Origin of the sequence: Microbacterium sp. 22179, from assembly GCF_052045715.1 — a bacterium.
GTDB lineage: Bacteria > Actinomycetota > Actinomycetes > Actinomycetales > Microbacteriaceae > Microbacterium > Microbacterium galbinum.
Window position 1 is genome coordinate 807,581 of the sequence record NZ_JBQEPJ010000001.1, and the last position, 23,870, is coordinate 831,450.

The following is a 23,870-nucleotide window of genomic DNA, read 5'->3' on the forward strand; positions in this document are numbered from 1 at the left end:
AGAAAGGATCGGGAGATGAAGATCCTCTCCATCCAGTCCGCCGTCGCCTACGGTCATGTCGGCAACTCCGCCGCGGTGTTCCCGCTGCAGCGCATCGGCGTCGAGGCCCTCCCGGTCTACACCGTGAACTTCTCGAACCACACCGGGTACGGCGCCTGGCGCGGCCCGATGATCGATCCCGCCGAGGTGCGCGAGGTCATCACCGGCATCCAGGACCGTGGCGTCTTCGGCAGCATCGATGCGGTGCTCAGCGGATACCAGGGCGGTGAGGGCATCGGCGACGTGATCATCGACGCCGTCGCCCGGGTCAAGGCGGAGAACCCGAACGCGGTCTACGCGTGCGACCCCGTCATGGGCAACGCCAAGTCCGGCTGCTTCGTGGCGCCCGCGATCCCCGTGCTGCTGCGGGAGCGGGTCGTGCCGGTGGCGGACATCATCACCCCGAACCAGTTCGAGCTCGGCTTCCTCACCGAGACCGAGCCCGACACGCTCGAGTCCACGCTGGCCTCGGTCGACCTGGCGCGCGCGATGGGACCGCGCACGGTGCTCGTCACGAGCGTCGAGCAGCCGGACCGCGAGGAGGGGACCATCGAGATGCTCGCGGTCGACGACGAGGGTGCCTGGATCGTGCAGACGCCGCACCTTCCGATGAAGGCCAACGGGTCGGGCGACGTGACCGCTGCGCTCTTCACCGCGCACTACGTCGAGACCGGCAGCGCGCAGACCGCCCTCGAGCGCACCGCATCGAGCGTCTACGACCTGCTGAAGGCGACGCTCGACTCCGGGGAGCGCGAGCTGCAGCTCGTCGAGGCGCAGGAGTTCTACGCGCACCCGCGCATGCAGTTCAGCGCCCGTCAGGTGCGCTGAACTCAGGCCGCGGGCCAGGCGTTCGCGACGGCCTCCCGCACCTCACCGAGCAGCTGCGGGAGTGCCTTCGTCTTCGCGATGATCGGGAAGAAGTTCGCATCGGAGCGCCACCGCGGCACGACGTGCTGGTGCAGGTGCCCGTCGACACCCGCGCCGGCGACGGCACCCTGGTTCATCCCGATGTTGAAGCCGTCGCAGCGCGACACCTCCGTCAGCACGCGCATCGCCGTCTGCGTCAGAGCGCCGATCTCGGCGACCTCCTCCGGGGTGGCCTGGTCGTACGTCGCGATGTGGCGGTAGGGGCACACGAGCAGGTGACCGGAGTTGTACGGGAACAGGTTCAGCAGCACGTATGCCGTCTCACCGCGCGCGACGATCAGTCGCTCGGCATCCGGGTGCTTCGGCGCCTCGCAGAAGGGGCACTCCTCGCGCAGCGGCTCGGGCCCCGCCTGGATGTAGGCCATCCGGTGCGGAGTCCAGAGCCGCTGGAACTCGTCGGGGACTCCGGCGAAGTCCGACGCAGGCTCCAGCGGCTCCTCCGGGGTCACGCCAGATCCCCCGCCGTCTGCACGAGCGCGTGCTCGGCGATCGCGGTGCGGATGCGGGCCACGGCATCCGCGATCGGGACGCCGTTCTCCTGGGTGCCGTCGCGGTAGCGGAACGAGACGGTGCCGGCGGCGCGGTCCTGCTCGCCGGCGATGAGCAGCAGCGGAACCTTGCCGGTCGTGTGCGTGCGGATCTTCTTCTGCATGCGGTCGTCGGACGTGTCGAGCTCGGCGCGCACGCCCGAGTCGCGGAGCGTCGTGATGACCTCGCCGAGGTAGTCGGCGAAGTCCTCGGCCACGGGGATGCCGACCACCTGCACCGGCGAGAGCCAGACCGGGAAGTCACCGGCGTAGTGCTCGAGCAGGATCGCGAAGAAACGCTCGATCGAACCGAAGAGCGCGCGGTGGATCATGATCGGACGCTTCTTCTGCCCGTCCTTGTCCATGAACTCGAGGTCGAAGCGCTCCGGCAGGTTCGGGTCGACCTGGACGGTCGACAACTGCCAGGTGCGACCGATCGCATCGCGGGTCTTGAGGTCGATCTTCGGGCCGTAGAACGCGGCCTCACCCGGGACCTCGGTGAGCTTGAGCCCCGAGGCGACGGCCACACGACGCAGGGCATCGGTCGACGACTCCCAGAACTCGTCGGAACCGATCCACTTCGACTTCTCGTCGTCCTTCATCGAAAGCTCGAGCTCGAAATCGGTGAGGCCGAAGTCCCGCAGCATCGAGAGGATGAAGTCGAGGACCTTCGCGACCTCTCCCTCGAGCTGGTCGGGCGTGACGAAGAGGTGCGAGTCGTCCTGGGTGAACCCGCGCACACGGGTGAGACCGTGCAGCGCACCCGAGAGCTCGTTGCGGTAGACCGTGCCGTTCTCGGCGAACCGCAGCGGCAGATCGCGGTAGCTGCGCGCGCGCTCCTTGTAGATCAGGATGTGCATCGGGCAGTTCATCGGCTTCAGGTAGTAATCCTGGCCCTGCTTGGTGATGTTGCCCTCGTCGTCGCGCTCCTCGTCCATGACGATCGGCGGGAACATACCGTCCTTGTAGGTGACGAGGTGGTTCGAGGTGAGGAAGAGATCTTCCTTCGAGATGTGCGGGGTGTACACGTAGGTGTAGCCGCCCTCGATGTGACGCTTGCGCGCGTGCTGCTCCATCTCGCCGCGGATCATGCCGCCGCGGGGGTGCCATACCGAGAGCCCGGATCCGATCTCCTCCGGGAAGGAGAACAGGTCGAGCTCCTTGCCGAGGCGACGGTGGTCGCGCTTCGCGGCCTCCTCGAGGCGGTGCTGATAGGCCCGCAGCTCGTCCTTCGACGGCCAGGCGGTGCCGTAGATGCGCTGCAGCTGCGGGTTCTTCTCGCTACCGCGCCAGTAGGCGGCGGCGATGCGGGTGAGGTCCCAGCCGTTGCCGATCATGCGCGTGTTCGGCAGATGCGGGCCGCGGCAGAGGTCCTTCCAGACCACCTCGCCGTCGCGGGTGGTGTTGTCGTAGATCGTGAGTTCGCCCTCGCCGACCTCGACGGAAGCGCCCTCCGCCGCTTCCTTGCCGCCCTTGAGCCCGATGAGCTCGAGCTTGAACGGCTCGTCAGCGAGTTCGGCCCGCGCCTCGTCATCGGTCACCACGCGGCGCACGAAGCGCTGGCCCTCGCGGACGATGCGCTGCATCTCCTTGGTGATCGCCTTGAGATCCTCGGGCGTGAACGGCGAATCGACGCCGAAGTCGTAGTAGAACCCGTCGGTGATGGGCGGGCCGATGCCGAGGTTCGCCTGCGGATTGATGCGCTGCACCGCCTGGGCGAGCACGTGCGCGGTCGAGTGGCGCAGGATGCCGAGCCCGTCGGGGCTGTCGATCGTGACCGCCTCGACCTCATCGGCGTCGGTCACTGTGGTCGCGAGGTCCTTGAGGATGCCGTTGACGCGCATGGCGACGACGGATCGGTCAGAGAACAGGGCGAAGCCGTCTTTCGGCTGGGCGTTTTCAGGCACTGATCACTCCATCTGGGTCTGGATCTAGGCTACTCGCATGGCCGGGTCGTGCTGACCGTCACGCCCCCGGCTCGGTGGCCGTCTGCGTGACGACCGGAGCGAGGATGATGATCGCGGCTCCCACGAGGGCGATGGATGACCCCACCCAGTCCCAGACGGTCGGTTTGAAGCCGTCGACGATGATGCCCCACGCGAGCGATCCCGCGATGAAGACCCCACCGTACGCGGCCAGCACTCGGCCGAAGTTGGCGTCGGGCTGGAGTGCCGCGATGAACCCGTAGGCGCCGAGGGCCATCACCCCGAGCACGGCGAGGATCCAGCCGCGCTCCTCCTTGACCGCCTGCCAGATCAGCCATGCTCCGCCGATCTCCGCGACGGCGGCCAGCACGAAGAGCACGATGATGCGGAACACGGTCATGCGGCCAGTCTGGCAGTCGCGTACCACCGGGCACGAGCATCCGCTACCGCCGATGCGGTACGCCGGAGTCCGCGTCCGGTCGATGTGCGCGCACGCGCCGTCGCGCGACGCTGGATCTGCGGCGCAGAGCGCGCCCGGAGAGGCTGGCGATGAAGAAGTTCGTGAAGAGGGGGCTCGTCACCCTCGTGGCCGTCACCGCGACGATCACCCTGGGGCTGGCGACGACGACCGTCGTGAACGTCGTCGCGTCGGAGATCGAGAGGGAGAAGATCGAGCCGTACGGGGCCTTCGTCACCGTCGACGGTCATCGGATGAACGTCGTGATCACCGGCTCCGGTCCCACGGATATCGTCCTCCTCCCCGGATTCGGCACGGCGTCACCGGCGATCGACTTCTCACCGCTCGTCGACGACCTCGCGACCGACCATCGCGTCGTCGTGATCGAACCCCTCGGCTACGGATTGAGCGACGGCACCGAACGCGCGCGGACGACGGAGAACATCGTCGGGGAGGTGCACGACGCCCTCGAACAGCTCGACATCGACTCGTACGTGCTGATGGGGCATTCCATCGCGGGCATCTATGCGCTCGAGCTGGCGGCGAAGCATCCCGAGGAGCTCCGCGGCTTCGTCGGGATCGACACCAGCGTGCCGGGGCAGCCGCACATGGACACCGAGTTCCCGACAGGACTCATGGGCGCCGCCCGAACTCTGGGACTCGCACGCCTGTTGCTCGCGGTGGGCGGGGTCGGGCAGGAGGGTGGGGCCTACTCCGATCATGACCGGGAGCAGATCGCGATGATCTCCCATCGCACGTCGATGGCGCCCACGTACCTCGACGAGATGGCGCACATCGCCCCGAACTTCGCGCAGGCCGAGAGACGTACCTTTCCCGATGATCTTCCGGTGCTGCTGTTCGCCGTAGCCGACAACGAGAAGAATCCGGACTGGGTCGCCCTGCACGAGGCCCAGGCGGCGAGCGTCGCCGACGGCACGGTGATACCCGTCGACGGCGATCACTATCTCCATCACACGCATGCGGCGGAGATCGCGGACGCATTCCGGAGCTGGGCGGCCGAACGGATGCCGTTTCCGCAGTGAACCGGGGTAGCGTGAGCGGATGACCCGTACGATCGCCCGGTGGATCCTCGCCGCAGGACTCGGCGCGATCGGCGTCCTGCACTTCGTCCAGACGCGCGGCTTCCGCGTGGTCGTGCCGGACTGGGCCACGCGCATGTCCGGGCTCGACAAGGAGACGATCGTGGTCGCCTCCGGTGCGGTGGAGATCGGGCTCGCCGCGGGGTTGGTCGCCCTTCCTCGGGAGCGCGCACGGATCGGATGGGCCACTGCGCTGTTCTTCGCCGCCGTGCTGCCCGGCAACGTGCACCAGTGGCGCACCGGCCGTTCCACGCCCGGGCTCGACACCGACCGCCGTCGATTCGGGCGGCTGTTCCTGCAGCCGCTCCTCATGGTGTGGGCGGTGTGGGCCACCAGCGCCGAGGGTCGAAGTCAAGGCCGACGCTGACATTTCTCCGATCGCACGACGAGCGCCAGAATGGGGCGATGTCCTCCCCCTCGATCGTGTGGTTCCGTGATGATCTGCGTCTCGCCGACAACCCCGCGTTGCGCGCCGCGATCGATCGCGGGGAGCCGATCCTCGCCGTCTACGTGCTCGACGAGGAATCCCCCGGCATCCGACCGCTCGGCGGAGCGGCCCGCTGGTGGTTGCATCACTCACTCGCCTCGCTGAGCGAACGGCTGCGGGAGCGTGGGGGCGCACTGGTGCTGCGCCGCGGTCCCGCCGCCCGCGTGATCCCCCAGGTCGTGGCGGATGCCGACGCCGGCGCCGTCTTCTGGAATCGCCGGTACGGCCGACCCGAGCGCGACATCGACGCCGAGCTGAAGACCGCTCTGCGGAACGACGGCGTCGAGGTCGCCTCCTTCGCGGGATCCCTTCTCCACGAGCCCTGGACGGTGACGACGGGGGCCGGTACGCACTTCTCCGTGTTCACTCCCTTCTGGAGGGCGTGCCTCTCGCTGCCCGCACCGCGACTCCCCCTCCCCGAGCCACGCGAGATCGACGGCATCCGCTCGGCTCCGGCATCGGACGACCTCGACGACTGGGCTCTGCTCCCCACCCGTCCGGACTGGGCGGAGGGCCTGCGCGAGACCTGGGAACCCGGGGAACCCGCCGCTCGACGTCGACTGCGCTCCTTCCTCGGCGAGGACCTCGGATCGTATGACCGCGCACGCGACGAGCCTTCGGCCGGAGCGACTTCGCTCTTGTCCCCCCGCCTGCGCTGGGGAGAGATCAGTCCGTTCACGGTCTGGCACGAGGCGGTCTCCGCGGACGGCGCGGGCGGGTTCCTCTCGGAGCTCGGGTGGCGCGAGTTCGCGTGGCACACGCTCTTCCACTTCCCCGACCTCGCGACGAAGAACCTGCGCCCCGAGTTCGACGCCTTCCCGTGGCCGCGGCTGAAGCCGTCGCACCTCGGCGCGTGGCAGCGCGGCGAGACCGGCGTGCCCCTGGTCGACGCCGGGATGCGCGAACTCTGGCGCACCGGATACATGCACAACCGCGTGCGGATGGTCACTGCGTCGTTCCTCGTGAAGAACCTCCTCATCGACTGGCACCGCGGCGAGGAGTGGTTCTGGGACACCCTCGTCGATGCCGATGGGGCGAACAACCCGTTCAACTGGCAGTGGGTCGCCGGCTCCGGCGCGGATGCCGCGCCCTACTTCCGCATCTTCAACCCCGAGCTCCAGGCCAAGAAGTTCGATCCGAAGCGCCTGTACATCTCGCAATGGGCATCGGATGCCCCCACCGAGCCGATCGTCGACCTCGGGGAGACGCGGAAGGCGGCGCTCGCCGCGTACGACGTCGTCAAACGCGCGCCCCGCGATCGGTGACCCGCCGCGGGGTCGGCACCCCGGCCCCGGCAGTGCGCACTCCCCGTACGATCGAGGGAGCCCCCTCTCCCCTGCCGTGAAGGATCCCCGTATGTCCGTCGACCGCATCGACACCCTCACCGAGAACGATCTGCGAGAGGCGGGGAGCGTCAAGTGGACGACCTTCCCCGACACGATCGGCGCCTTCGTCGCCGAGATGGATTTCGGGGTCGCTCCCGCGGTGAAGGACGCGGTGGGCGATGCCCTCGAGCAGGGCCTCACGGGCTACCTTCCACAGCATCTCGCCGACGAGCTCGCCGCCGCGACGGCCACCTGGTACGCCGCTCGCTACGGCTGGGAGATCTCGTCGGCGCAGGTGAAGCAGGTCCCCGACGTGATCACCGCTTTCGAGTACGCGATCGAGCAGTACACGGCTCCGGGGGCCGCCGTGATCGTCCCGACCCCGGCGTACATGCCGTTCCTCATGGTTCCCCCGATGCACGGGCGACGCGTCATCGAGGTGCCGAGCATCGTCGAGAACGGGCGCTGGGTGCTCGACCACGACGCGGTGACCGCTGCCTTCGCGGAGGGAGGCGAGCTGCTCGTGCTGTGCAATCCGCACAACCCGCTCGGAACGGTCGCGACGCGCGAAGAGCTCGAACGGGTCGCGGAGACTGTGCACGACGCGGGCGGACGCGTGTTCTCGGACGAGATCCACGCGCCGATCGTCTACGCTCCCGCCCGGCACATCCCCTACGCCTCGATCTCCGATGTCGCTGCAGGGCACACCCTCACCGCGACCTCCGCGTCCAAGGCGTGGAACCTCGCCGGTCTCAAGTGCGCGCAGATCATCGTCTCGAACGAGCGGGATGCGGAGCTCTGGGAGCGCGAAGGAGCGTGGTCGGGGCACGGCACCTCGACGATCGGAGCGGTCGCCAACGTCGCCGCGTACGCGGATGGGGGCGCGTGGCTGGACGAGACGGTCGCCTATCTCGACGGTAATCGCCGAGCACTGGCCGCCCTCGTCGCCGAGCACCTTCCCCAGGTGCGGATGACCGTTCCGGAGGGAACCTACATCGCGCTCCTCGACTTCCGGGAGACCGGGCTGACCGGCGATCTCGGCGAGTGGTTCCGCGAGCACGCCGGTGTCGCGATGACGGACGGCGCCGCCTGCGGGGTGGCTGCGATCGGTTTCACCCGGTTCGTCTTCGCCCTACCGCGGCCGCTCCTCGAGGAGGCGGTGCGTCGGATCGCAGCCGCGCTCAGCGCCCGCTGACCTGTGGAATGCTCCCGAGCTCTTCCGCTGGGCGGCTCGGCGTGGTTTGCTGTGGGCGGAGGGGTACCACTGGGGAAAGGGTACCGAAATGGGCGAAGCCGATTCGCACGCCGACGCGCAGTTCGCAGCGGTCTGGACCGCCATCACGAGCCCGGTCGGGGGTCTCGCCGCCGGGATCATCGTCGCGCCCGCCATTCAGGACTACTGCCGGACGGGCTGGCTCGCGGGTGCGTGGGAGAGCGATTCTCCCGCGGGGTGCGCACTCTTCCCCACGTGGATGTACGGAAGCAGCGCCTTCCCGACGGCACTCGGATTCGTCGCAGCGGCGGTGGTCGGGGTGGTCGTCTGGCTCTTCGCGTACTTCGGCCACGAGAGTCGCTGAAGTCCACTTACCTCTCGGGCGAGCACTTCGACGGCCGGAAACGCAAAAACCCCCGGCTGGACCGGGGGTTTCGTCTGTGCGCGATACTGGGATCGAACCAGTGACCTCTTCCGTGTCAGGGAAGCGCGCTACCGCTGCGCCAATCGCGCCTATGAAGGCTATTCAGTTCTCAGTGAGGTGGCGACGGGATTCGAACCCGTGTAAACGGCTTTGCAGGCCGGTGCCTAGCCGCTCGGCCACGCCACCGTGTGGATTGACCCCACGTGCGGAAGGCCTTCCGAAGAAGACCCTCTGCACTCGAGCGGATGACGAGACTCGAACTCGCGACCCCAACCTTGGCAAGGTTGTGCGCTACCAACTGCGCTACATCCGCATTTCGTTTCCGGTTGTCCCGGGCACTTATGAAACATTAGCCGATGATCCGCGACTGTCCAAACCGGAAGCGAATCTCGCGCGTGTCTCGCCGGATGGTCATCACGGCCCGCGCGCGTCCGGTAGTATCGTTTCTCGACCCCCTGGGTCATGGGCGATTGGCGCAGTTGGTAGCGCGCTTCCTTCACACGGAAGAGGTCATCGGTTCGAGTCCGGTATCGCCCACTCATCACAGCCCCGCACGTCGCCTCGACGGAGCGGGGCTTCTTCGTTCCGCCCCATCCCCTCGGCGAGACGAGCGCGCGTGCTAACTTAGGGTGTCCTAATCTGCCCACGGGAAGGCAAGCGGAGGCTTCATGTCGCTCACCGAAACCGACTCCGAGGAGAGCGTCGTCTGGCGCATCGGAACGAACGAGTTCGACGTGGTCGACGGGGCCGCTTGGGACACCCACACCCACCCCGATCGTCACGAACTGCTCTGGGGGGCGCGAGGCGTTCTCACCGCCGAGACCGAGCACGGACACTTCGCCATCCCCGCCGCGCAGGGTCTCTGGATTCCCGCCGAGACGTCCCATCGCGTGATCGCCGCGGCCGGCACCTCGTTCCGCTGCACCTTCATCGACGGCGACATCGCCTCCCCCTCGCCGCGCACGACCGCGGTCGCCCTGCCCGACGTGATGCGCGCCGTGCTCGACCGACTCGAGGCTCCGCCGTACCTCGCGGCGGGACCGCGCCTGCATGCGGAGGAACTCGTGGTCAGCCTGCTCGAACCCGTCGAAGCATCCGTCGTCGACCTTCCCCTCCCCCTCGACCTGCGTACCCGAGCGATCGCCGAGGCACTGCTCTCCGACCCCGCCGACGATCGCTCGATCGAGGAGTGGGGGCATCACGTGGGCGCCAGCGCGCGGAACCTCTCGCGCCTGTTCGTCGCCGAGACCGGCCTGAGCTTCTCCACCTGGCGCACCCGAGCACGCATGCGCCGCGCCATCGAATGGCTCTCCGCCGACTACACGGTCGCGCACGTGAGCCGGCGCTCCGGCTACGCGACGCCGAGTGCGTTCGTGCAGGCCTTCCGCCGGGAAGTCGGGCGCACGCCCGGCGAGTACGCCGCGCGACGCGACGAGGATTCCGCGAAGTCGGCGTGACCTCGACACGGTGTGGCATCTCCGCGACATCGGACGGATCCATACTGGGTAAGCCGAGCCTTACCTAAGCCCCGGCTCCCCGATCCCCTTCCGGAAGACCCTCCCATGCGCTCTACGCCCGTGTCCCTCGTCGCGCTCGCAGCGACCTGCCTCCTCCTGACCTCGTGCGCCGCCTCCTCCGCCGGCGGCTCCTCCACCGCGGACGACACGGTGGAGCTCACGACTCCGACCGGCGTCGACATCACGATCCCGGCCGAGCCGACGGCGGCGCTCGGCTTCTACACCACCGACCTCGACATCCTCATCACGCTCGGTTTCGACCTCGCCGGCACACAGCCGATCCGCGACGACTTCACGGCTTTCCCCGACTTCTTCCCTCAGCAGGAGCTGGAGGGGCTGGAGACCTTCGGGAACTTCCCGGAGTTCAATCTGGAGGCCGTGCTCGAGGCCGAACCGGACTTCATCCTCAGCGGGCTCGGCTACGAGGAAGACCTCGACGGGCAGCTCCAGAAGATCGCACCGACCTACACGTACAACGCATTCGACGGCGGCGACTGGCGAGACGTCGTCGCGAAGGCCGCGACCGATCTCGGACGCGAGGAGCAGTGGCAGGAGTGGGTCGACCAGTACGAGGCCCGCATCGCCGACATCCGCTCCCGCCTCGACGCCGCCGACATCCACCCCGTCGTCGCAGACGTCGGCTACTGGGACGGTCAGGTCACGACGTCCTGCTACGGCGTGCCCTGCCTCGTCTTCGCCGACCTCGGTCTGGAGATGGCGCCGCTGATGAACGCGACGGAGGACGGCCTGCCCGCGAGCGACGAGTACGCGGAACTGAGCCCCGAGCAGCTCGGACAGCTCGAGGGCATCGACGTCGTGTTCACCGGTGCCGAAGAGGATGGCACCGTCTGGGTCGAGGAGGACGAGGCCCTGCAGCAGAACGCGATCTGGCAGAACCTCTCGTTCGTGCAGAGCGGCGACTACTACCCCTACAACTACGAGATGATCTACGGCTCCCCCAGCGGCATGGACGCGTTCCTCACCGTCGTCGAGAAGGCGCTCCTCGGATGACCGTCAACCTCGTGCACCGCATCGTGGTGCAGCGCGTCGAACGGCTGAGCCCGGGCATGATGCGGATCGTCTTCGGCGGCGAAGGTCTCGATGGATTCGTGACCACGGGGGTGGGCGATGAGTACTTCCGCGTCTTCTTCCCGACCGAGGGGCAGATCGAGCCGAACCTGCCGTTCCCGACCGACGACGGCTATTGGGACTTCCCGGAGGGCGTTGATCCGGCCCCGATGCGCACGTACACGGTGCGGGATTGGGATGCCGCGGCGCGTGAGCTCACCATCGACTTCGTCGTGCACGACGGGGGGATCGCGGCGGCGTGGGCCCTGCGCGCCCAGCCGGGTGACGTGCTCGGGGTCAACACGCCGAAGGCGCTCTATGCGGCGCCCGCCGACATCGAGTGGCAGCTTCTGATCGCCGACGCCACCGGCCTGCCGGCGGCCGCTCGCCTCGCCGAGAACGCGCCGAGCGGCGTCCGCACCCGTGTGGTCGTCGAGGTCGCGACGGCCGAGGACGAGCTGTCCCTGACCACCCCGGACGGAGTGGAGTTGCACTGGGTGCACGGCGGCAACGGGCACGGTCCCACGCGCATCGAGGAGATCCTGCGCGCATCCGAGCTTCCGACGGGGCGCGGGTACGTCTGGGTCGCCGGTGAGACGAAAGCCACGCGCGGCGTGCGCAAGCACCTCCGTCACGACCTGAAGCTCCCGGCGACCGACTACAAGGTCCTCGGCTACTGGACCGAGAACGCCGAAGCCTGGCGCGAGCGCTACGAATCCCTCGACGAGGGCACCCACGCGCGACTGATGGCCATGTGGAATGACGACGGCCGCTCCGAGGAGGAGATCGAGGACGCCTACGACGCCGAGCTGGAGAAGCTCGGGCTGTGAGGTGCGCGGTATGACCTCGACGCTCGTCGAGGAGAGAGCACCGCAGGTTTCGGGGGCACGCTTCGGCCTGGTGGTGCTCCTCCTCGCCGGCGCGCTCGCGCTCGTCTGCGTGGCGAGCGTGCTGCTCGGCTCGCAGCGGATCTCTCCGGTCGACGTCTGGCACGGCCTCACAGTCGGCACGGGTGACGCCGGCGCCATCGTGCAGGGCATGCGCGTCCCGCGCACGATCGTCGGCCTGGCGGTCGGCGCAGCGCTGGGCATCGCCGGAGCACTGATCCAGGGCTTCACCCGCAACCCGTTGGCCGATCCCGGCATCCTGGGGGTGAATGCGGGAGCGAGTCTGGGCGTCGTGATCGGCGTCGCCTTCTTCGGCGTGAGCGCCGCGAGTGGATACATCTGGTTCTCGTTCGCCGGCGCGATCGTGGCGACGGTCCTCGTGTACCTGATCGGTTCGGCAGGCCGCACCGCCCCGGATCCGTTGCGGATGACGTTGTCCGGTGTCGCGCTCGGTGCCGTGATGGGCGGCGTCGTGGCGGCGATCGGTCTCCTCAACCCGAGCGTCTTCGACCGGATGCGCAGCTGGAACGCGGGCTCGCTCACCTCGCTCACCCCGGACGTCTACGCGGTGCTGCCCTTCGTGTTCATCGGCCTCGTCCTCGCCTTCTGCCTCGCGCCGTCGCTCAACGCTCTCGCGCTGGGCGACGATCTCGCGACCGCCCTCGGATCCCGGGTCGCCCTCACGCGTGTGCTCTCGATCGTGGCGGTGACACTGCTCTGCGGTGCGGCCACCGCCGCGGCCGGTCCGATCGCCTTCGTCGGCCTGATGGTGCCGCACGCCGTGCGCTGGTTCGTCGGGCCCCATCAGGGCTGGATCCTCCTCGGCACCGTCTTCGCCGCACCGCTGCTGCTTCTCACCGCCGACGTGGCCGGTCGACTCGTGCTCCCCACGGGCGAACTGCCCGTCTCGGTCGTGACGGCCGTCATCGGCGCCCCGGTCCTCATCGCCCTCGTGCGTCGCCGGAAGGTGAGCGGGCTGTGAGCGTCGACCTCCTGACCACGCCGGTGGATGCCGGCCGCCGTGTCTTCACGCCGCAGACGTCCTTCTTCTCCCGACGCATCGGTGTGCGGGCGACGATCGTCGCCCTCGCCGCCACGGCGCTCGCGATCGCGGTGGGCGTGTTCGCGCTCACCCTGGGCGACGCGGTCTTCAGTCCGGGCGAGGTCGTCGCGACGCTCCTCGGCGTCGGGGAACCCCGCGCCGAACTCGTGATCATCGAGTGGCGGCTCCCGCGAGTGCTGGGCGCACTCGTCTTCGGCGCCGCCCTCGGCATCGGCGGCGCGATCTTCCAATCGCTCACGCGCAACCCTCTGGGCAGCCCCGACGTGATCGGCTTCGACGCCGGGGCCTACACCGGCGCGTTGATCGTGATCACCACGTTCGGCGTCAGCGTCGCATCGACCGCCGCCGCCGCGCTCGTCGGCGGCACCGCCACGGCACTGGTCGTGTACCTGCTGGCGTTCCGCCGCGGGTTCACCGGGTTCCGGCTCATCATCGTCGGCATCGGAATCGCGTCGATGCTCGCCTCGGTGAACACCTGGATCATCCTCAACGCGAACCTGAACGTCGCCCTGCTCGCCGGCGCCTGGGGCGCCGGCTCGCTCAACCTCATCACGGCAGAGCAGGTCGGCATCGCCGCGTGCGTGATCATCCCGATCGCGATCGCGGTCGCGATGCTCGCCGATCGTCTCCACATGCTCGAGCTCGGCGACGACGCGGCGACCGCCCTCGGGGTGCGCACCGGAGGAGTGCGTCTGACGCTCGTGATCCTCGGCGTGGGACTCACCGCGGTCGTCACGGCGATGGCGGGACCGATCGCCTTCATCTCGCTCGCCGCACCCCAGATCGCCCGCCGCCTCACCGGTTCGGCGAGCGTCACGCTCACGGCATCCGCCGCTCTCGGCGCACTGCTGCTGGTCGCGAGCGATGTGCTCGCGCAGCGGCTGTTCGCCCCGACCCAGATCCCGGTCGGCCTCGTCACCGTCTGCCTCGGCGGCGTCTACCTGGTCTGGCTGCTCATCCAGGAAGCGAGAAGACGATGACCGAGAAGACGATGACCGAGGAGACGATGACTACGACCGGACCTCTCACCCGTGCGCGCCTGCAGGGCGCCGACCTCACGGTCGGCTACGACGGCCGCGTGGTGTCGGCGCATCTCGACGTCGAGATCCCCGCGGGCTCGTTCACGGTCATCGTCGGCCCGAACGCCTGCGGCAAGTCGACGCTGCTGCGTGCGCTCGCTCGTCTGCTGCGCCCCACGACCGGGCAGGTGCTGCTCGATGGTCGAGCGATCTCGGACCTGCCGACGAAGGAGATCGCGCGGCGACTCGGGTTGCTCCCCCAGACGTCGCTCGCCCCGGACGGCATCCGCGTCTCGGATCTCGTCGCCCGCGGTCGACACCCCCACCAGACGATCCTCCGCCAGTGGTCGCACACCGACCAGGCCGCCGTGGCGGCCGCCCTCGCGGCGACGGGCACGACCGAGCTCGCGGGGCGTCTGGTCGACGAGCTGTCCGGCGGACAGCGCCAGCGCGTCTGGGTGGCGATGCTGCTCGCGCAGGAGTCGCCGACGATGCTGTTGGACGAGCCGACGACGTTCCTCGACATCGCGCACCAGTACGACCTGTTGCGCCTGTTCCACGGCCTCCACGCCGAGGGGCGCACGGTCGTCGCCGTGCTCCACGATCTCAACCAGGCCGCGCGCTTCGCGGATCACATGATCATGATGTGCGATGGCGAGATCGTGGCGTCCGGGGATCCGTCGACGATCGTCACGGCCGAGCGGGTCGAGGAGGTCTTCGGACTCGCCTGCTCCGTGATCCCCGACCCGCACGCCGGGACGCCCCTGGTCGTGCCGCTGTGAGCCGTCGGCTCAGCCCATGAAGGCGCGCAGGTCCGGGTAGCCGGTCGTCGCCCACGCACCGTCGACGACGATGTTCTCGCCGTTGACGTACGACGCGTCGGCCGACGCGAGGAACAGCGCGACGCCCGCGATCTCGTCGGGATCGGCGGCGCGCTTCGCGGGGATGCGATCCAGGTAGGTGTCCATGACTCCCGGGACGGCCAGCAGTCCGCCCGTGAGCGGCGTGGCGACCAGGCCGGGCGAGATCGCGTTCACCCGGATGCCCTGCTCGGCGAGCTCGAGCGCGGCGTTCTTCGTGAGCATCACGACACCGGCCTTCGCGGTCGAGTACCCGGCACCGGAATGCATCGGCACCTGGGAGTTCAACGAGGCGATGTTCACGATCGAACCCGCGCCGCCCTGGGCGAGGAACTGCTTCGCGCCGAGCTTCGTGCCCAGGAACGCGCCGTAGAGGTTCAGCTTGATGTTGAAGTCCCAGGTCGCGAGATCCATGTCGATGACGCGGCCCGGCTTCGAGCCGCCGGCGACGTTGTACACCGCATCGATCCGGCCGAATCGTTCGACGGCGGCGGCGAAGAGCGCCTCCATCGACTGCTCGTCGGTGACATCGGTGCGCAGGCCCGCCACGTTCTCGCCGAACGTCTCGGTGGCGGCGGCCACGGCATCCGCGTTGATGTCGGCGACGAACACCTTCGCACCCCGATCGACCAGGCGGCGCGTGATCGCCGCTCCGATCCCCGACACTCCGCCGGTGACGACCGCGACGCTGTTCTCGAACCCTGACATGACTTCCTCTCTGCGGCACCGTCGTGGTGCCGTCCTTCCCGCCACGTTACGCCTTATCTGACACATGTCGGATAAACTGGGCGACATGGATGCACGGGCGCGACGTTCACGGGAGCACCTCCGCGACGCCGTCCTCGACCTGGCCGGACGGATGCCGATCGCCGACGTGACCGCCTCCGCGATCTGCACCGCGGCGGGTGTGACCCGCGACACCTTCTACCGCCATGCCGAGAGCCCCGTCGACCTCCTCGCCGACGCCCTCTCGTCCGAGATCGCCGAAGCGATGGAGATCCTCCCGCGCACCGACGCGATCGGAGACGGCGAGCGGGCACTGCTCGAGCACGTCCTCCGCCGCGCGGACGTCTACCGCGGCGCGATGCACCCCCTGCTCGCCGCTCCCGTGCGCAGCAACCTCGAGCGGTCCATCCGGTCGGGCCTCGAACTCTGGGTGCACCTTCACCCCGACATCGTTCCCCCGGACTTCCGCGACGATCCCGCGGCGATGGCGATCGCGTTCGCCTACGCCGCCGCCGGCACCGTGGGTTCCATCGAGGAGTGGCTGCGCAGCGGCGACGACGACATCGACCGCGCCGTGAGGCTCATCCTCGCGGCGTCCCCGGAGTGGTGGCTGCGCTGACGGCCGCCGGAAAAGGAGAGAAACATGAAGGCCGCAGTTTTCCACGCGCAGGAGGATCTCCGCATCGAGGAGGTCACAGATCCCTCCCCCGGACCCGGGCAGGTCAAGCTGCGCAACGCCTTCGCGGGCATCTGCGGCTCCGACCTGCACGTCTACTACACGCCGGAGGCAGCGGGCCTCGACTTCGAACACCCGCATCCGCTGACCGGGTCGACCCTCCCCCAGATCCTCGGACACGAGTTCTCGGGCACGGTCGTCGAGCTCGGCGAGGGCGTCGACGGAATCTCGGTCGGCGACCGGGTGGCCGTCTGGCCGATCTACTACTGCGGTGACTGCGCTGCATGCCGCCGCGGTATGTACAACGCGTGCCAGAAGATCGGATTCCACGGTCTGAGCTCGGACGGCGGCGGCATGGCCGAGTTCACGACCGTCGACGCGTCGAAGCTGCACGTGCTTCCCGAGAACGTCGACCTGCGTCTCGGTGCCCTGGTCGAGCCGATGGCGGTCGCGTGGCACGCCGTCTCGCGCAGCGGCGTGGAGCCGGGGGGAACCGCCCTCATCGCCGGGGCCGGCCCCATCGGCATCGGCGTGTGGTTCGCCCTCAAAGCGCGTGGCATCGAGAAGGTGCTCGTGTCCGAGCCCAGCGCCGATAGACGCGCGATCATCGCGGCCCTCGGCGCCACGGTCGTCGACCCGGTGACGGAGGACCTCGGCGCGGCCGTCACCGCTCTGACCGACGGCGAGGGCGTGGACGTGGCGTTCGATGCCGCCGGCGCCGGCCCCGCCATCACCTCCTCGCTCGCGAGCCTTGTGCCGGGTGGCCGTGTCATCGTCGTCGCGATCCACGAGCGCACGATGGACTTCCTGCCGACTCAGCTGGTGATGGCCGAGACCGAGATCGCCGGCGCGCTGGCGTATCTCCCCGAGGACTTCGACGCGGTCATCGCCGCGATGGCGGAGGGCGTGTACGACACGACCGGATGGGTGAAGGACGTGCCGCTGGATGGCGTCGTGGATGCGATCCACGCACTCCGTGGCGGCGCCGGGGCGAAGATCCTCGTTCGGTCGAACTGACGCGCACCTCAGGGCGATGGCCGGGACCCGACGCGTTCGGTCCCGGCCATCGTCCTGAGCTCTTCCATCGGTGGGGTCCGACTGACTAACGTCGGGATCACCCCCTGCGATGCCCTCCGGCGAAGGAGCCCTCATGCACACCTCTGACGCGATCGTGATCGGTGCGGGAATCGCCGGCCTCTCTGCCGCGCGACTTCTTCGGGCGGAGGGCTTGAGCGTCGTCGTCCTCGAGGCGCGGGACCGCATCGGCGGCCGTGTGACGACCGATCGCTCCGCCGGCCGGGTCACGGATCTCGGCGCCTCCTGGATCCACGGCATCGACGGCAGCCCGGTGGCGGCCGCGGCGACCGCCTTCGGCATGCGCATGCAGGAGTTCACGGTCGGGGGCTACCAGCCCGACAGCCGTCCGATCGCTCACTACGGCCCGGACGGCATCCGTCTGTCCGACGCGGATGCCCGTGCCTACGTCGCCGACATCCATGAGGTGGATGCGGCGCTCCGCGACACCATCGCCGTATCGGCGGCCGATGCGTCGTATCGCGACGTGACCGAGGCCGCTCTCGCGATGCAGGGATGGAACGCCGACCGCACGCAGCGGGTGCGCGAGTACCTCGAGCACCGCGCCGAGGAGCAGTACGGCGCGTGGATCGAGGACCTCGCCGCTCACGGGCTCGACGACGACACGATCGACGGCGACGAGGTCGTCTTCCCCGACGGGTACGACAGCCTCGCGACGCATCTGGCGGAGGGGCTCGACGTACGGCTCGACCACCCCGTCTCCCGTGTCGAGTGGTCGGCGGAGGGCGTCGTCGCCACCACACCGCACGAGGTCTTCCGCGCGACGGCGGCGGTACTCACGGTGCCGGTCGGGGTGCTGCAGTCCCCCGCACTGGTGATCGACCCTGCGCTGCCCGAGCCGAACGCCGGGGCGCTGTCGCGCCTGCGCATGAATGCGTTCGAGAAGATCTTCCTCCGCTTCCCCGCGCGGTTCTGGGAGGACGGCGTCTATGCGATCCGCCAACAGGGGCCCGAGGGCCGATGGTGGCACTCCTGGTACGACCTCACCGCCCTCGACGACGAGCCGACGCTGCTCACCTTCGCCGCGGGGCCGGCGGCGCAGGAGACGCGGGACTGGGACGACGATCAGGTCGTGGAGTCGGTGCTCGCGCAGCTGCGCCGGCTGTTCGGCGCCGACGTGCCGGCCCCCGTTGCGGTGAATCGCACGCACTGGCAGGACGATCCGTTCGCCCACGGCGCCTACGCGTACATGACGCTCGGCTCGACGACCGCCGATCACGACGACCTGGCGACCCCGATCGGCGGCGTGCTGCACATCGCCGGAGAGGCGACCTGGACCGATGACCCGGCGACCGTGCCCGCCGCACTCCTGTCGGGGCACCGCGCGGCGACCCGCGTCCTCGGGCGCGAGGTCGCGGTCGAGCGGCTGTGGTCCCGGCCGTGAGCCCCGGACCACGGCCACCGACCGCACCTCACTCGTAGCGCAGCGACTCGACGGGGTCGGCTCGCGCTGCCCGGGCGGCGGGCAGGGTCCCGGCGAGGAAGGCGATCACCATCACGAGGGCGATGATCGACAGGATCGAGACCGGATCGAAGGCGATGAGGGTCAATCCCGGCAGGTCCGCGAGGAGGCCGCCGGCCAGGACCGCGCTGATCCCCGTGCCGGCGAGCATCGCGATCCCGACGCCGATCGCGCTCCCGAGGAATCCGAGGAAGGCCGCCTCGAGGCTGAACAGACCGAACACGCGTCCCGAACCCATGCCCATCGCCTTCATCAGACCGATCTCGCGCGTGCGCTCCTGAACCGACATGTACAACGTGTTCACGATGCCGAACGCGGCCGCCAACAGTGCGATGATCGCGAAGGCGTTGAGCACGAGCACGATTCCGTCGATGACGGTGGTGATGGTGCCGAGCTGGTCGGCCACGGTCGTCCCGGTGAATCCGGCATGGGCCAGACGGTCCTTCAGCGCCTGGATCTCGTCGTCCGTCGCGTCGGGTGCGAACCACACCGTCGCCGACGCGAAGCGGTCGACCTGATCCGCGGGCAGGCCGGTCGTCTGGGCCTCGACGAGCGCGTCGCTCATCGACCGGTTCACGAGGATGCTCGAACCCGTTGGGCTCGCGAGCGCCTCCTCGGTGATGCCGACGACGGTCGCGTCGATCGTGTGCGAGGTGCGCGCCGCATCCGTGATTCCCAGAGTGACCGTGGAGCCGAGCGCATCGTCGTCGTCCGCGAACCCGAGGGCCTCGACGTAGGCGGCGGGCAGCGCGACCTCCGTCTCCGACGCGTCGTCGTCGGGATCCGTTCCGGCGGCGAGCACGGTCGTCTGCCCCGGGATGAGGCTTCCGACCGAGGCGACGAACGGCGTACCGTCGCCTGCCCGGATGAAATCGGGGGTGATCGTGCGCGTGGGGTCCACGCGCACGACGCCATCGATCCCCTCGATCTCGACGACGTCGTCGGGATTGAGCGCGATCACCGTCTGACCCGGGATGCCACTCGAGACCGCGTCGGGGTCATACTCGCGCGGTTCCCCGCCGGTCGCGCCCGGCACCGTCGTCGCATCGTCCGCGGCCCGCGTGACGCTCATCGCGTCGGCGGCGCCGACCCCCGAGACCGTGTCGTCGATGTACCGATTGATCCCGGTGCCGAGGCCGCCCGTCAGAGCGAGCGTGAAGGCTCCGACGAAGATCGCCAGGATGGTGAGAATCGTGCGGGTCTTCGCTCGGAACGTGTTCGAGATCGCCGATCCGACGAGGTCCGCGGCCCTCATGCGGCGACCTGCTCTTCGCTCTCGTCGACGATGCGCCCGTCGCGGATGACGATGCGCCGATCGCAGCGCGCCGCGAGATCCTCGTCGTGGGTGACGACGATCAGCGTGATGCCGTGCTCGCGGTTGAGTCCGAACAGGATGTCCTCGACCACGGCGCCCGTCGCACTGTCGAGGTTGCCGGTCGGCTCGTCGGCGAAGATGATGCGCGGATTGTTCACCAGTGCGCGCGCGATCACCACGCGCTGCTTCTGACCTCCGGAGAGGTCCACCGCCCGGTTGCGCGCCTTGTCGGCGAGGTCGAGCTGCTCGAGTGCGGCCATGCCGCGCCGGCGGCGCTCGCCCGCCCGGACGCCCGCGATCTTGAGGGGCAGCACGACGTTCTCGAGCACGCTGTTGCCGCCGGTGAGGAAGAACTGCTGGAAGACGAAACCGAAGGTCTTGTTGCGCGTGCGGTTGAGCTGCGCACCCCGCAGTCGAGCCGTCTGCACACCCTCCAGAGCGATCGCTCCGGTGTCCGGGGCATCGAGCAGGGCGAGCAGGTGCATGAGGGTCGACTTTCCCGATCCGCTCTTGCCGACGATCGCGATCGATTCCCCTTCGCCGACGTCGAAGCTCACCCCCTTGAGCGCATCGAAGCGGGTCGGGCCACGCCCGTACGACTTGTGGACATCCCTGATCTGAAGAAGGGGTGCGGGCATCGGAGAACTCCATTCGGATCGACGGATATCAGCGTCCCTCTCGCGCCGGGGTCCGCACATCCCTCGATCGCGTTCCGCATGTACCGCGTCCGCGGTACTCCCGATGACCCGGGCGACCGACGCGACGGCGGCCGTTCCACGGCAGACTGAGGGGATGGCAGAGCACACCGACGTTCCCGAGGCGCCCGCGGATCCGCGCCCGCGGATGCCGGTATGGCTCCCCGACGTGCTCGTCGCTGTCGTCGTGCTCGTCTTCGCCCTGGCACCGACTCCGATCCCCGACTTCCGCCCGACGAGCGTGCTCTCCCTCGTCCTCGTGCTCTTCCCCCTCGCGATCGTCCCCTGGCGACGGCGGTGGCCGCTCGTGACGCTCGCCGCGCTCCTGGTCAACTTCGGCGCCGCAGCCGCCACCGGCATCCTCTCGCCCGGTATCGGCATCGCGATCGGCCTCGCGATGTACCAGGTCACCCTGCGCACCATCCGTCGACGTGCGCTGCTGATCGCGGCGTGCGCCGTCGTCGCCGTGATGCTGTTGTCCCTGCTCTCGGCGATCGGCTCCGTGTACGACCCGCGGGCGTTCCAGTTCGGGCTGATCGTGGCGCTCTCGACCGCCCTCGGCGATGCGGCGCGCTCGCGGCGCGACTACATCTCCGCCATCACCGAGCGGGCGGAACGCGCGGTGCGCAGCCGAGAATCCGAAGCCCAGCGGCGCGTGAGCGAGGAACGGCTGCGGATCGCCCGGGATCTGCACGACGCGGTCGCGCATCAGATCGCGGTCATCAGTCTGCAGGCGGGAGTCGCGACCTCGGTGATCGACGATCGCCCGGAGAAGGCCAAGCAGGCATTGGCGACGATCCGCGGCGCAGCGCGCAGCGTGCTCGGCGAGATCGGAGACCTCATGTCGATGCTGCGCACGGCCGACGTCGGCGACGGGAGCACCGGCCCCCAGGCCGGCGCCGACCGCATCGACGAGCTCGTCGCCCAGTTCGCGTCGTCCGGACTGGAGGTGACGGTGCGCACCGAGGGCGACCTCGACCGCGTCACCGGTGCGACCGGGCTCGTCGCCTACCGCGTCGTCCAGGAGGCACTCACGAACGCGCACAAGCACGGCACCGAGCATCGCGCCCACCTCCTGCTCCGCACCGACGACGACGGCCTCGCGATCACGGTCACCAACCCGATGACCGCGTCGCCCTCCCCCGGCGGCGGCGAGTCCCCCGGTCTCGGTCTCCTCGGCCTTCGCGAGCGCGTGATCTCCGTGCGAGGCACGGTCGACGCAGGACCCGACGGCGGCAGCTGGAAGATCCGCGCCTGGATGCCGCGGTCGAAGGAGTAGTCATGATCCGCGTTCTCATCGTCGACGACCAGGCACTGATCCGACAGGCGGTCGCCGACATCCTCGGCGCGCAGGACGACATCGACGTCATCGGGCTGGCCGCGAACGGGCGGGAGGCGATCGACTTCGCTTCGGCGCATCGGCCGGACATCGTGATCATGGACATCCGGATGCCCGTGCTCGACGGCATCGAGGCGACCGCGCAGATCTGCCGGGCGCCGGGTCTCGAGGGCGTCCGCGTGCTCATCCTGACCACCTTCGAGGAGGACGAGTACCTCGTCCAGGCGCTTCGTGCGGGCGCCAGCGGCTTCATCGGTAAGGGCGCCGAGCCCGACGAGATCCCGCGAGCCGTGCGCTCCGTGCACGCCGGCGACGCCCTGCTCTCCCCGTTGGCGACCCGCGCACTCATCGACCGCTTCGTCGCGATGCCGGTCCGAGGAGCGCCGGCACCGGGAGTCGCCGAGCTCGATTCGCTCACCGAACGCGAGCGAGAAGTGCTGCTGATGGTCGCTCGGGGTCGCTCCAACCAGGAGATCGCGGAAGAGCTGTTCATCTCGCCGCACACCGCCAAGACCCACGTGAACCGCATCATGACCAAGGTCGGAGCGCACGACCGTGCTCAACTCGTGATCCTCGCCTATGAGAGCGGTCTGCTCGTTCAGGGCGGCTGAGGGCCGTTCCTCCACCGCGCACGAGAGCGCCCCTCCCGCTCAGAACAGGAGGGGCGCCGTCGTCCGCGCGTCAGGCTCGGGCGGCCCGCGGCGTGGTCTGGGGCTGCGGCTGCGAGAACAGCACGACGATGATGACCGTCACGCCCACGACGACGTGCGGCAGCCAGACGTTGAGCGCTTCTCCGGAGAAACCGAAGATCCACGGCGACAGGGCGAGGAACAGGCTCGCGACGATGTCGAAGACGAGGTGCACGGGCATGGGGATGAACCCGAAGGGTCCCCATTCGTACTTCGTGAACAGGCTGTAGACGATGAGGCCGACGCCGAGCACGATCGGGATGATGACCGCTGCGCCACCGACGGCGGCGAATCCGAACAGCCACGGTGCCGCGATGAGTGCGATGCCGACGACGTAGTCGAGGACTCCGTGGACCTTCGTGGGGATGAAACGCATGATGCCTCCTTGTGCGGGAACCGCGGGAGCGGCTCATGCAAGGAGTTCGACACCCCGGCGCAAACGGATTGGAGGAATCTCCTACCGGTCGGCGCGCCAGCCGTAGCGCCGCTGGAGGGCGGCGGCGACCCGGTCGAAGCGCGCACGCGCGAGCACGGCGGCCTCGCGGCGCATGCCTGCCTCGTGGACGCTGTAGAGCTGCTCGACGTCGACCCAGGACTCCCGCCCCTGGGAGTCCCACTCCCCCGACCCGATCGACAGGTAGTCGCGATCGCCGTCGTGGGAGCGGCTGGTCATCCGCACGGCGAACACCCGATCCGACGATTCCCGGCCGATCACGAGCACCGGGCGGTCCTTGCCCCGACCGTCGCCCTCCTCGTAGGGCACCCAGGTCCAGATGATCTCCCCGGCATCGGGAGCGCCGTCGCGATCGGGTGCGTAGGAGATGACGACGTCGTCGAGGTGCGCGGGATCGAGGCGCACGGTCTCGATCCCGCGGGTGCGCCCGGCATCCGTTCTCGACACCTTCAGCACGGCCGAACGTCCCGGCTCCTTGCGGGGCCGGGACGTTCGGGGTGTCAGTGCGTCGAGCAGCGCTTGCGCGATCGTGACGAGGATGCTCCTGGATGAACTCACACGTTCACACTACGTCGCTCGCG

General features: G+C 69.1%; 25 protein-coding genes and 4 tRNA genes. 18 read left to right on the forward strand and 11 right to left on the reverse strand.

The annotated features are described in order from the left end of the window. The first annotated feature begins 15 nt into the window (after window positions 1-15). Window positions 16-867 (forward strand): pyridoxal kinase PdxY, encoded by an 852-nt coding sequence (gene pdxY / locus ACTJKK_RS03940; protein WP_440747072.1) that lies wholly within the window; start codon window positions 16-18, stop codon window positions 865-867. Window positions 868-869: 2 nt separating this feature from the next. On the opposite strand, the gene ACTJKK_RS03945 is transcribed toward pdxY, so the two are convergent. The 3 genes from ACTJKK_RS03945 to ACTJKK_RS03955 all read right to left on the reverse strand — a co-directional run bounded on the left by ACTJKK_RS03945 (window position 870) and on the right by ACTJKK_RS03955 (window position 3,818). Next, window positions 870-1,415, reverse strand: coding sequence for an HIT family protein (locus tag ACTJKK_RS03945; RefSeq protein WP_247622415.1), 546 nt, complete (start codon window positions 1,413-1,415; stop codon window positions 870-872). Beyond that, a complete protein-coding gene (gene thrS, locus ACTJKK_RS03950) occupies window positions 1,412-3,337 on the reverse strand; it encodes a threonine--tRNA ligase (RefSeq protein WP_440747202.1) in 1,926 nt (641 codons plus the stop codon). The genes ACTJKK_RS03945 and thrS overlap by 4 nt, the downstream gene beginning before the upstream one ends. A gap of 121 nt (window positions 3,338-3,458) precedes the next feature. Beyond that, complete coding sequence (locus tag ACTJKK_RS03955) at window positions 3,459-3,818, reverse strand: YnfA family protein (RefSeq protein WP_440747073.1); 360 nt, start codon at window positions 3,816-3,818, stop codon at window positions 3,459-3,461. 149 nt (window positions 3,819-3,967) lie between these two features. Between ACTJKK_RS03955 and ACTJKK_RS03960 the strand changes: the two genes are divergently transcribed. The 5 genes from ACTJKK_RS03960 (at window position 3,968) to ACTJKK_RS03980 (ending at window position 8,364) form a co-directional block, all read left to right on the forward strand. Then, window positions 3,968-4,918, forward strand: coding sequence for an alpha/beta fold hydrolase (locus tag ACTJKK_RS03960; protein WP_440747074.1), 951 nt, complete (start codon window positions 3,968-3,970; stop codon window positions 4,916-4,918). Window positions 4,919-4,937: 19 nt separating this feature from the next. Further along, window positions 4,938-5,342, forward strand: coding sequence for a DoxX family protein (locus tag ACTJKK_RS03965; protein ID WP_336640324.1), 405 nt, complete (start codon window positions 4,938-4,940; stop codon window positions 5,340-5,342). A gap of 38 nt (window positions 5,343-5,380) precedes the next feature. After that, entirely contained in the window at window positions 5,381-6,727 is a 1,347-nt protein-coding gene (locus ACTJKK_RS03970) for a cryptochrome/photolyase family protein (protein WP_440747075.1), read from the forward strand. Window positions 6,728-6,818: 91 nt separating this feature from the next. Continuing rightward, window positions 6,819-7,982 (forward strand): MalY/PatB family protein, encoded by a 1,164-nt coding sequence (locus ACTJKK_RS03975; RefSeq protein WP_440747076.1) that lies wholly within the window; start codon window positions 6,819-6,821, stop codon window positions 7,980-7,982. A gap of 88 nt (window positions 7,983-8,070) precedes the next feature. Then, window positions 8,071-8,364: a hypothetical protein gene (locus ACTJKK_RS03980; RefSeq protein WP_440747077.1), complete on the forward strand. Its 294-nt coding sequence runs from the start codon at window positions 8,071-8,073 to the stop codon at window positions 8,362-8,364. A gap of 77 nt (window positions 8,365-8,441) precedes the next feature. Here ACTJKK_RS03980 and ACTJKK_RS03985 read toward each other — a convergent pair. The 3 genes from ACTJKK_RS03985 to ACTJKK_RS03995 all read right to left on the reverse strand — a co-directional run bounded on the left by ACTJKK_RS03985 (window position 8,442) and on the right by ACTJKK_RS03995 (window position 8,737). After that, window positions 8,442-8,513 (reverse strand) — tRNA-Val (locus ACTJKK_RS03985). Between the two features lie 26 nt (window positions 8,514-8,539). Then, window positions 8,540-8,610 (reverse strand) — tRNA-Cys (locus ACTJKK_RS03990). A gap of 54 nt (window positions 8,611-8,664) precedes the next feature. Beyond that, a tRNA-Gly gene (locus ACTJKK_RS03995) sits at window positions 8,665-8,737 on the reverse strand. Between the two features lie 151 nt (window positions 8,738-8,888). Here ACTJKK_RS03995 and ACTJKK_RS04000 point away from each other — a divergent pair. The 7 genes from ACTJKK_RS04000 to ACTJKK_RS04030 all read left to right on the forward strand — a co-directional run bounded on the left by ACTJKK_RS04000 (window position 8,889) and on the right by ACTJKK_RS04030 (window position 14,760). Beyond that, window positions 8,889-8,961, forward strand: a tRNA-Val gene (locus ACTJKK_RS04000). 131 nt (window positions 8,962-9,092) lie between these two features. After that, the gene (locus ACTJKK_RS04005) at window positions 9,093-9,881 is read left to right on the forward strand and encodes a helix-turn-helix domain-containing protein (protein WP_440747078.1); all 789 of its coding nucleotides are present in this window, start codon (window positions 9,093-9,095) and stop codon (window positions 9,879-9,881) included. A gap of 105 nt (window positions 9,882-9,986) precedes the next feature. Then, on the forward strand, window positions 9,987-10,952 hold the full coding sequence (locus tag ACTJKK_RS04010; RefSeq protein ID WP_440747079.1) for an ABC transporter substrate-binding protein: 966 nt from the start codon (window positions 9,987-9,989) through the stop codon (window positions 10,950-10,952). Continuing rightward, window positions 10,949-11,839, forward strand: coding sequence for a siderophore-interacting protein (locus tag ACTJKK_RS04015; RefSeq protein ID WP_440747080.1), 891 nt, complete (start codon window positions 10,949-10,951; stop codon window positions 11,837-11,839). The genes ACTJKK_RS04010 and ACTJKK_RS04015 overlap by 4 nt, the downstream gene beginning before the upstream one ends. A gap of 10 nt (window positions 11,840-11,849) precedes the next feature. Beyond that, window positions 11,850-12,878 (forward strand): iron chelate uptake ABC transporter family permease subunit, encoded by a 1,029-nt coding sequence (locus tag ACTJKK_RS04020; RefSeq protein ID WP_440747081.1) that lies wholly within the window; start codon window positions 11,850-11,852, stop codon window positions 12,876-12,878. Next, window positions 12,875-13,939, forward strand: a complete 1,065-nt coding sequence (locus tag ACTJKK_RS04025; protein ID WP_440747082.1) for a FecCD family ABC transporter permease — start codon at window positions 12,875-12,877, stop codon at window positions 13,937-13,939. Before ACTJKK_RS04020 ends, ACTJKK_RS04025 begins: the two co-directional genes overlap by 4 nt. Then, window positions 13,936-14,760, forward strand: a complete 825-nt coding sequence (locus tag ACTJKK_RS04030) for an ABC transporter ATP-binding protein (protein ID WP_440747083.1) — start codon at window positions 13,936-13,938, stop codon at window positions 14,758-14,760. Before ACTJKK_RS04025 ends, ACTJKK_RS04030 begins: the two co-directional genes overlap by 4 nt. 9 nt (window positions 14,761-14,769) lie before the next feature. Here the strand turns inward: ACTJKK_RS04030 and ACTJKK_RS04035 are convergent, their stop codons facing one another. Beyond that, window positions 14,770-15,546, reverse strand: coding sequence for an SDR family NAD(P)-dependent oxidoreductase (locus tag ACTJKK_RS04035; protein ID WP_404596349.1), 777 nt, complete (start codon window positions 15,544-15,546; stop codon window positions 14,770-14,772). An 85-nt stretch (window positions 15,547-15,631) separates the two neighbouring features. On the opposite strand from ACTJKK_RS04035, the gene ACTJKK_RS04040 reads away from it, so the two are divergent. The 3 genes from ACTJKK_RS04040 to ACTJKK_RS04050 all read left to right on the forward strand — a co-directional run bounded on the left by ACTJKK_RS04040 (window position 15,632) and on the right by ACTJKK_RS04050 (window position 18,719). Further along, window positions 15,632-16,183 (forward strand): TetR/AcrR family transcriptional regulator, encoded by a 552-nt coding sequence (locus tag ACTJKK_RS04040; RefSeq protein ID WP_336640316.1) that lies wholly within the window; start codon window positions 15,632-15,634, stop codon window positions 16,181-16,183. A gap of 24 nt (window positions 16,184-16,207) precedes the next feature. Then, complete coding sequence (locus ACTJKK_RS04045; protein ID WP_440747084.1) at window positions 16,208-17,257, forward strand: 2,3-butanediol dehydrogenase; 1,050 nt, start codon at window positions 16,208-16,210, stop codon at window positions 17,255-17,257. A gap of 133 nt (window positions 17,258-17,390) precedes the next feature. Beyond that, the gene (locus ACTJKK_RS04050) at window positions 17,391-18,719 is read left to right on the forward strand and encodes a flavin monoamine oxidase family protein (RefSeq protein WP_440747085.1); all 1,329 of its coding nucleotides are present in this window, start codon (window positions 17,391-17,393) and stop codon (window positions 18,717-18,719) included. Between the two features lie 28 nt (window positions 18,720-18,747). Here ACTJKK_RS04050 and ACTJKK_RS04055 read toward each other — a convergent pair whose 3' ends face one another. Then, a complete protein-coding gene (locus tag ACTJKK_RS04055) occupies window positions 18,748-20,052 on the reverse strand; it encodes an ABC transporter permease (protein WP_440747086.1) in 1,305 nt (434 codons plus the stop codon). After that, window positions 20,049-20,750 carry an ABC transporter ATP-binding protein gene (locus ACTJKK_RS04060; RefSeq protein ID WP_440747087.1) on the reverse strand — a complete coding sequence of 234 codons (702 nt, stop codon included), beginning with the start codon at window positions 20,748-20,750 and terminating at the stop codon, window positions 20,049-20,051. Before ACTJKK_RS04060 ends, ACTJKK_RS04055 begins: the two co-directional genes overlap by 4 nt. 154 nt (window positions 20,751-20,904) lie before the next feature. On the opposite strand from ACTJKK_RS04060, the gene ACTJKK_RS04065 reads away from it, so the two are divergent. After that, window positions 20,905-22,086, forward strand: coding sequence for a histidine kinase (locus ACTJKK_RS04065; RefSeq protein WP_440747088.1), 1,182 nt, complete (start codon window positions 20,905-20,907; stop codon window positions 22,084-22,086). 2 nt (window positions 22,087-22,088) lie between these two features. Next, window positions 22,089-22,757, forward strand: coding sequence for a response regulator (locus ACTJKK_RS04070; protein ID WP_440747089.1), 669 nt, complete (start codon window positions 22,089-22,091; stop codon window positions 22,755-22,757). 70 nt (window positions 22,758-22,827) lie between these two features. Here ACTJKK_RS04070 and ACTJKK_RS04075 read toward each other — a convergent pair whose 3' ends face one another. Both ACTJKK_RS04075 and ACTJKK_RS04080 read right to left on the reverse strand, forming a co-directional pair. Then, on the reverse strand, window positions 22,828-23,211 hold the full coding sequence (locus ACTJKK_RS04075) for an SPW repeat domain-containing protein (protein ID WP_247622388.1): 384 nt from the start codon (window positions 23,209-23,211) through the stop codon (window positions 22,828-22,830). An 81-nt stretch (window positions 23,212-23,292) separates the two neighbouring features. Further along, complete coding sequence (locus ACTJKK_RS04080) at window positions 23,293-23,847, reverse strand: type II toxin-antitoxin system PemK/MazF family toxin (RefSeq protein ID WP_440747090.1); 555 nt, start codon at window positions 23,845-23,847, stop codon at window positions 23,293-23,295. Window positions 23,848-23,870: the final 23 nt, after the last annotated feature.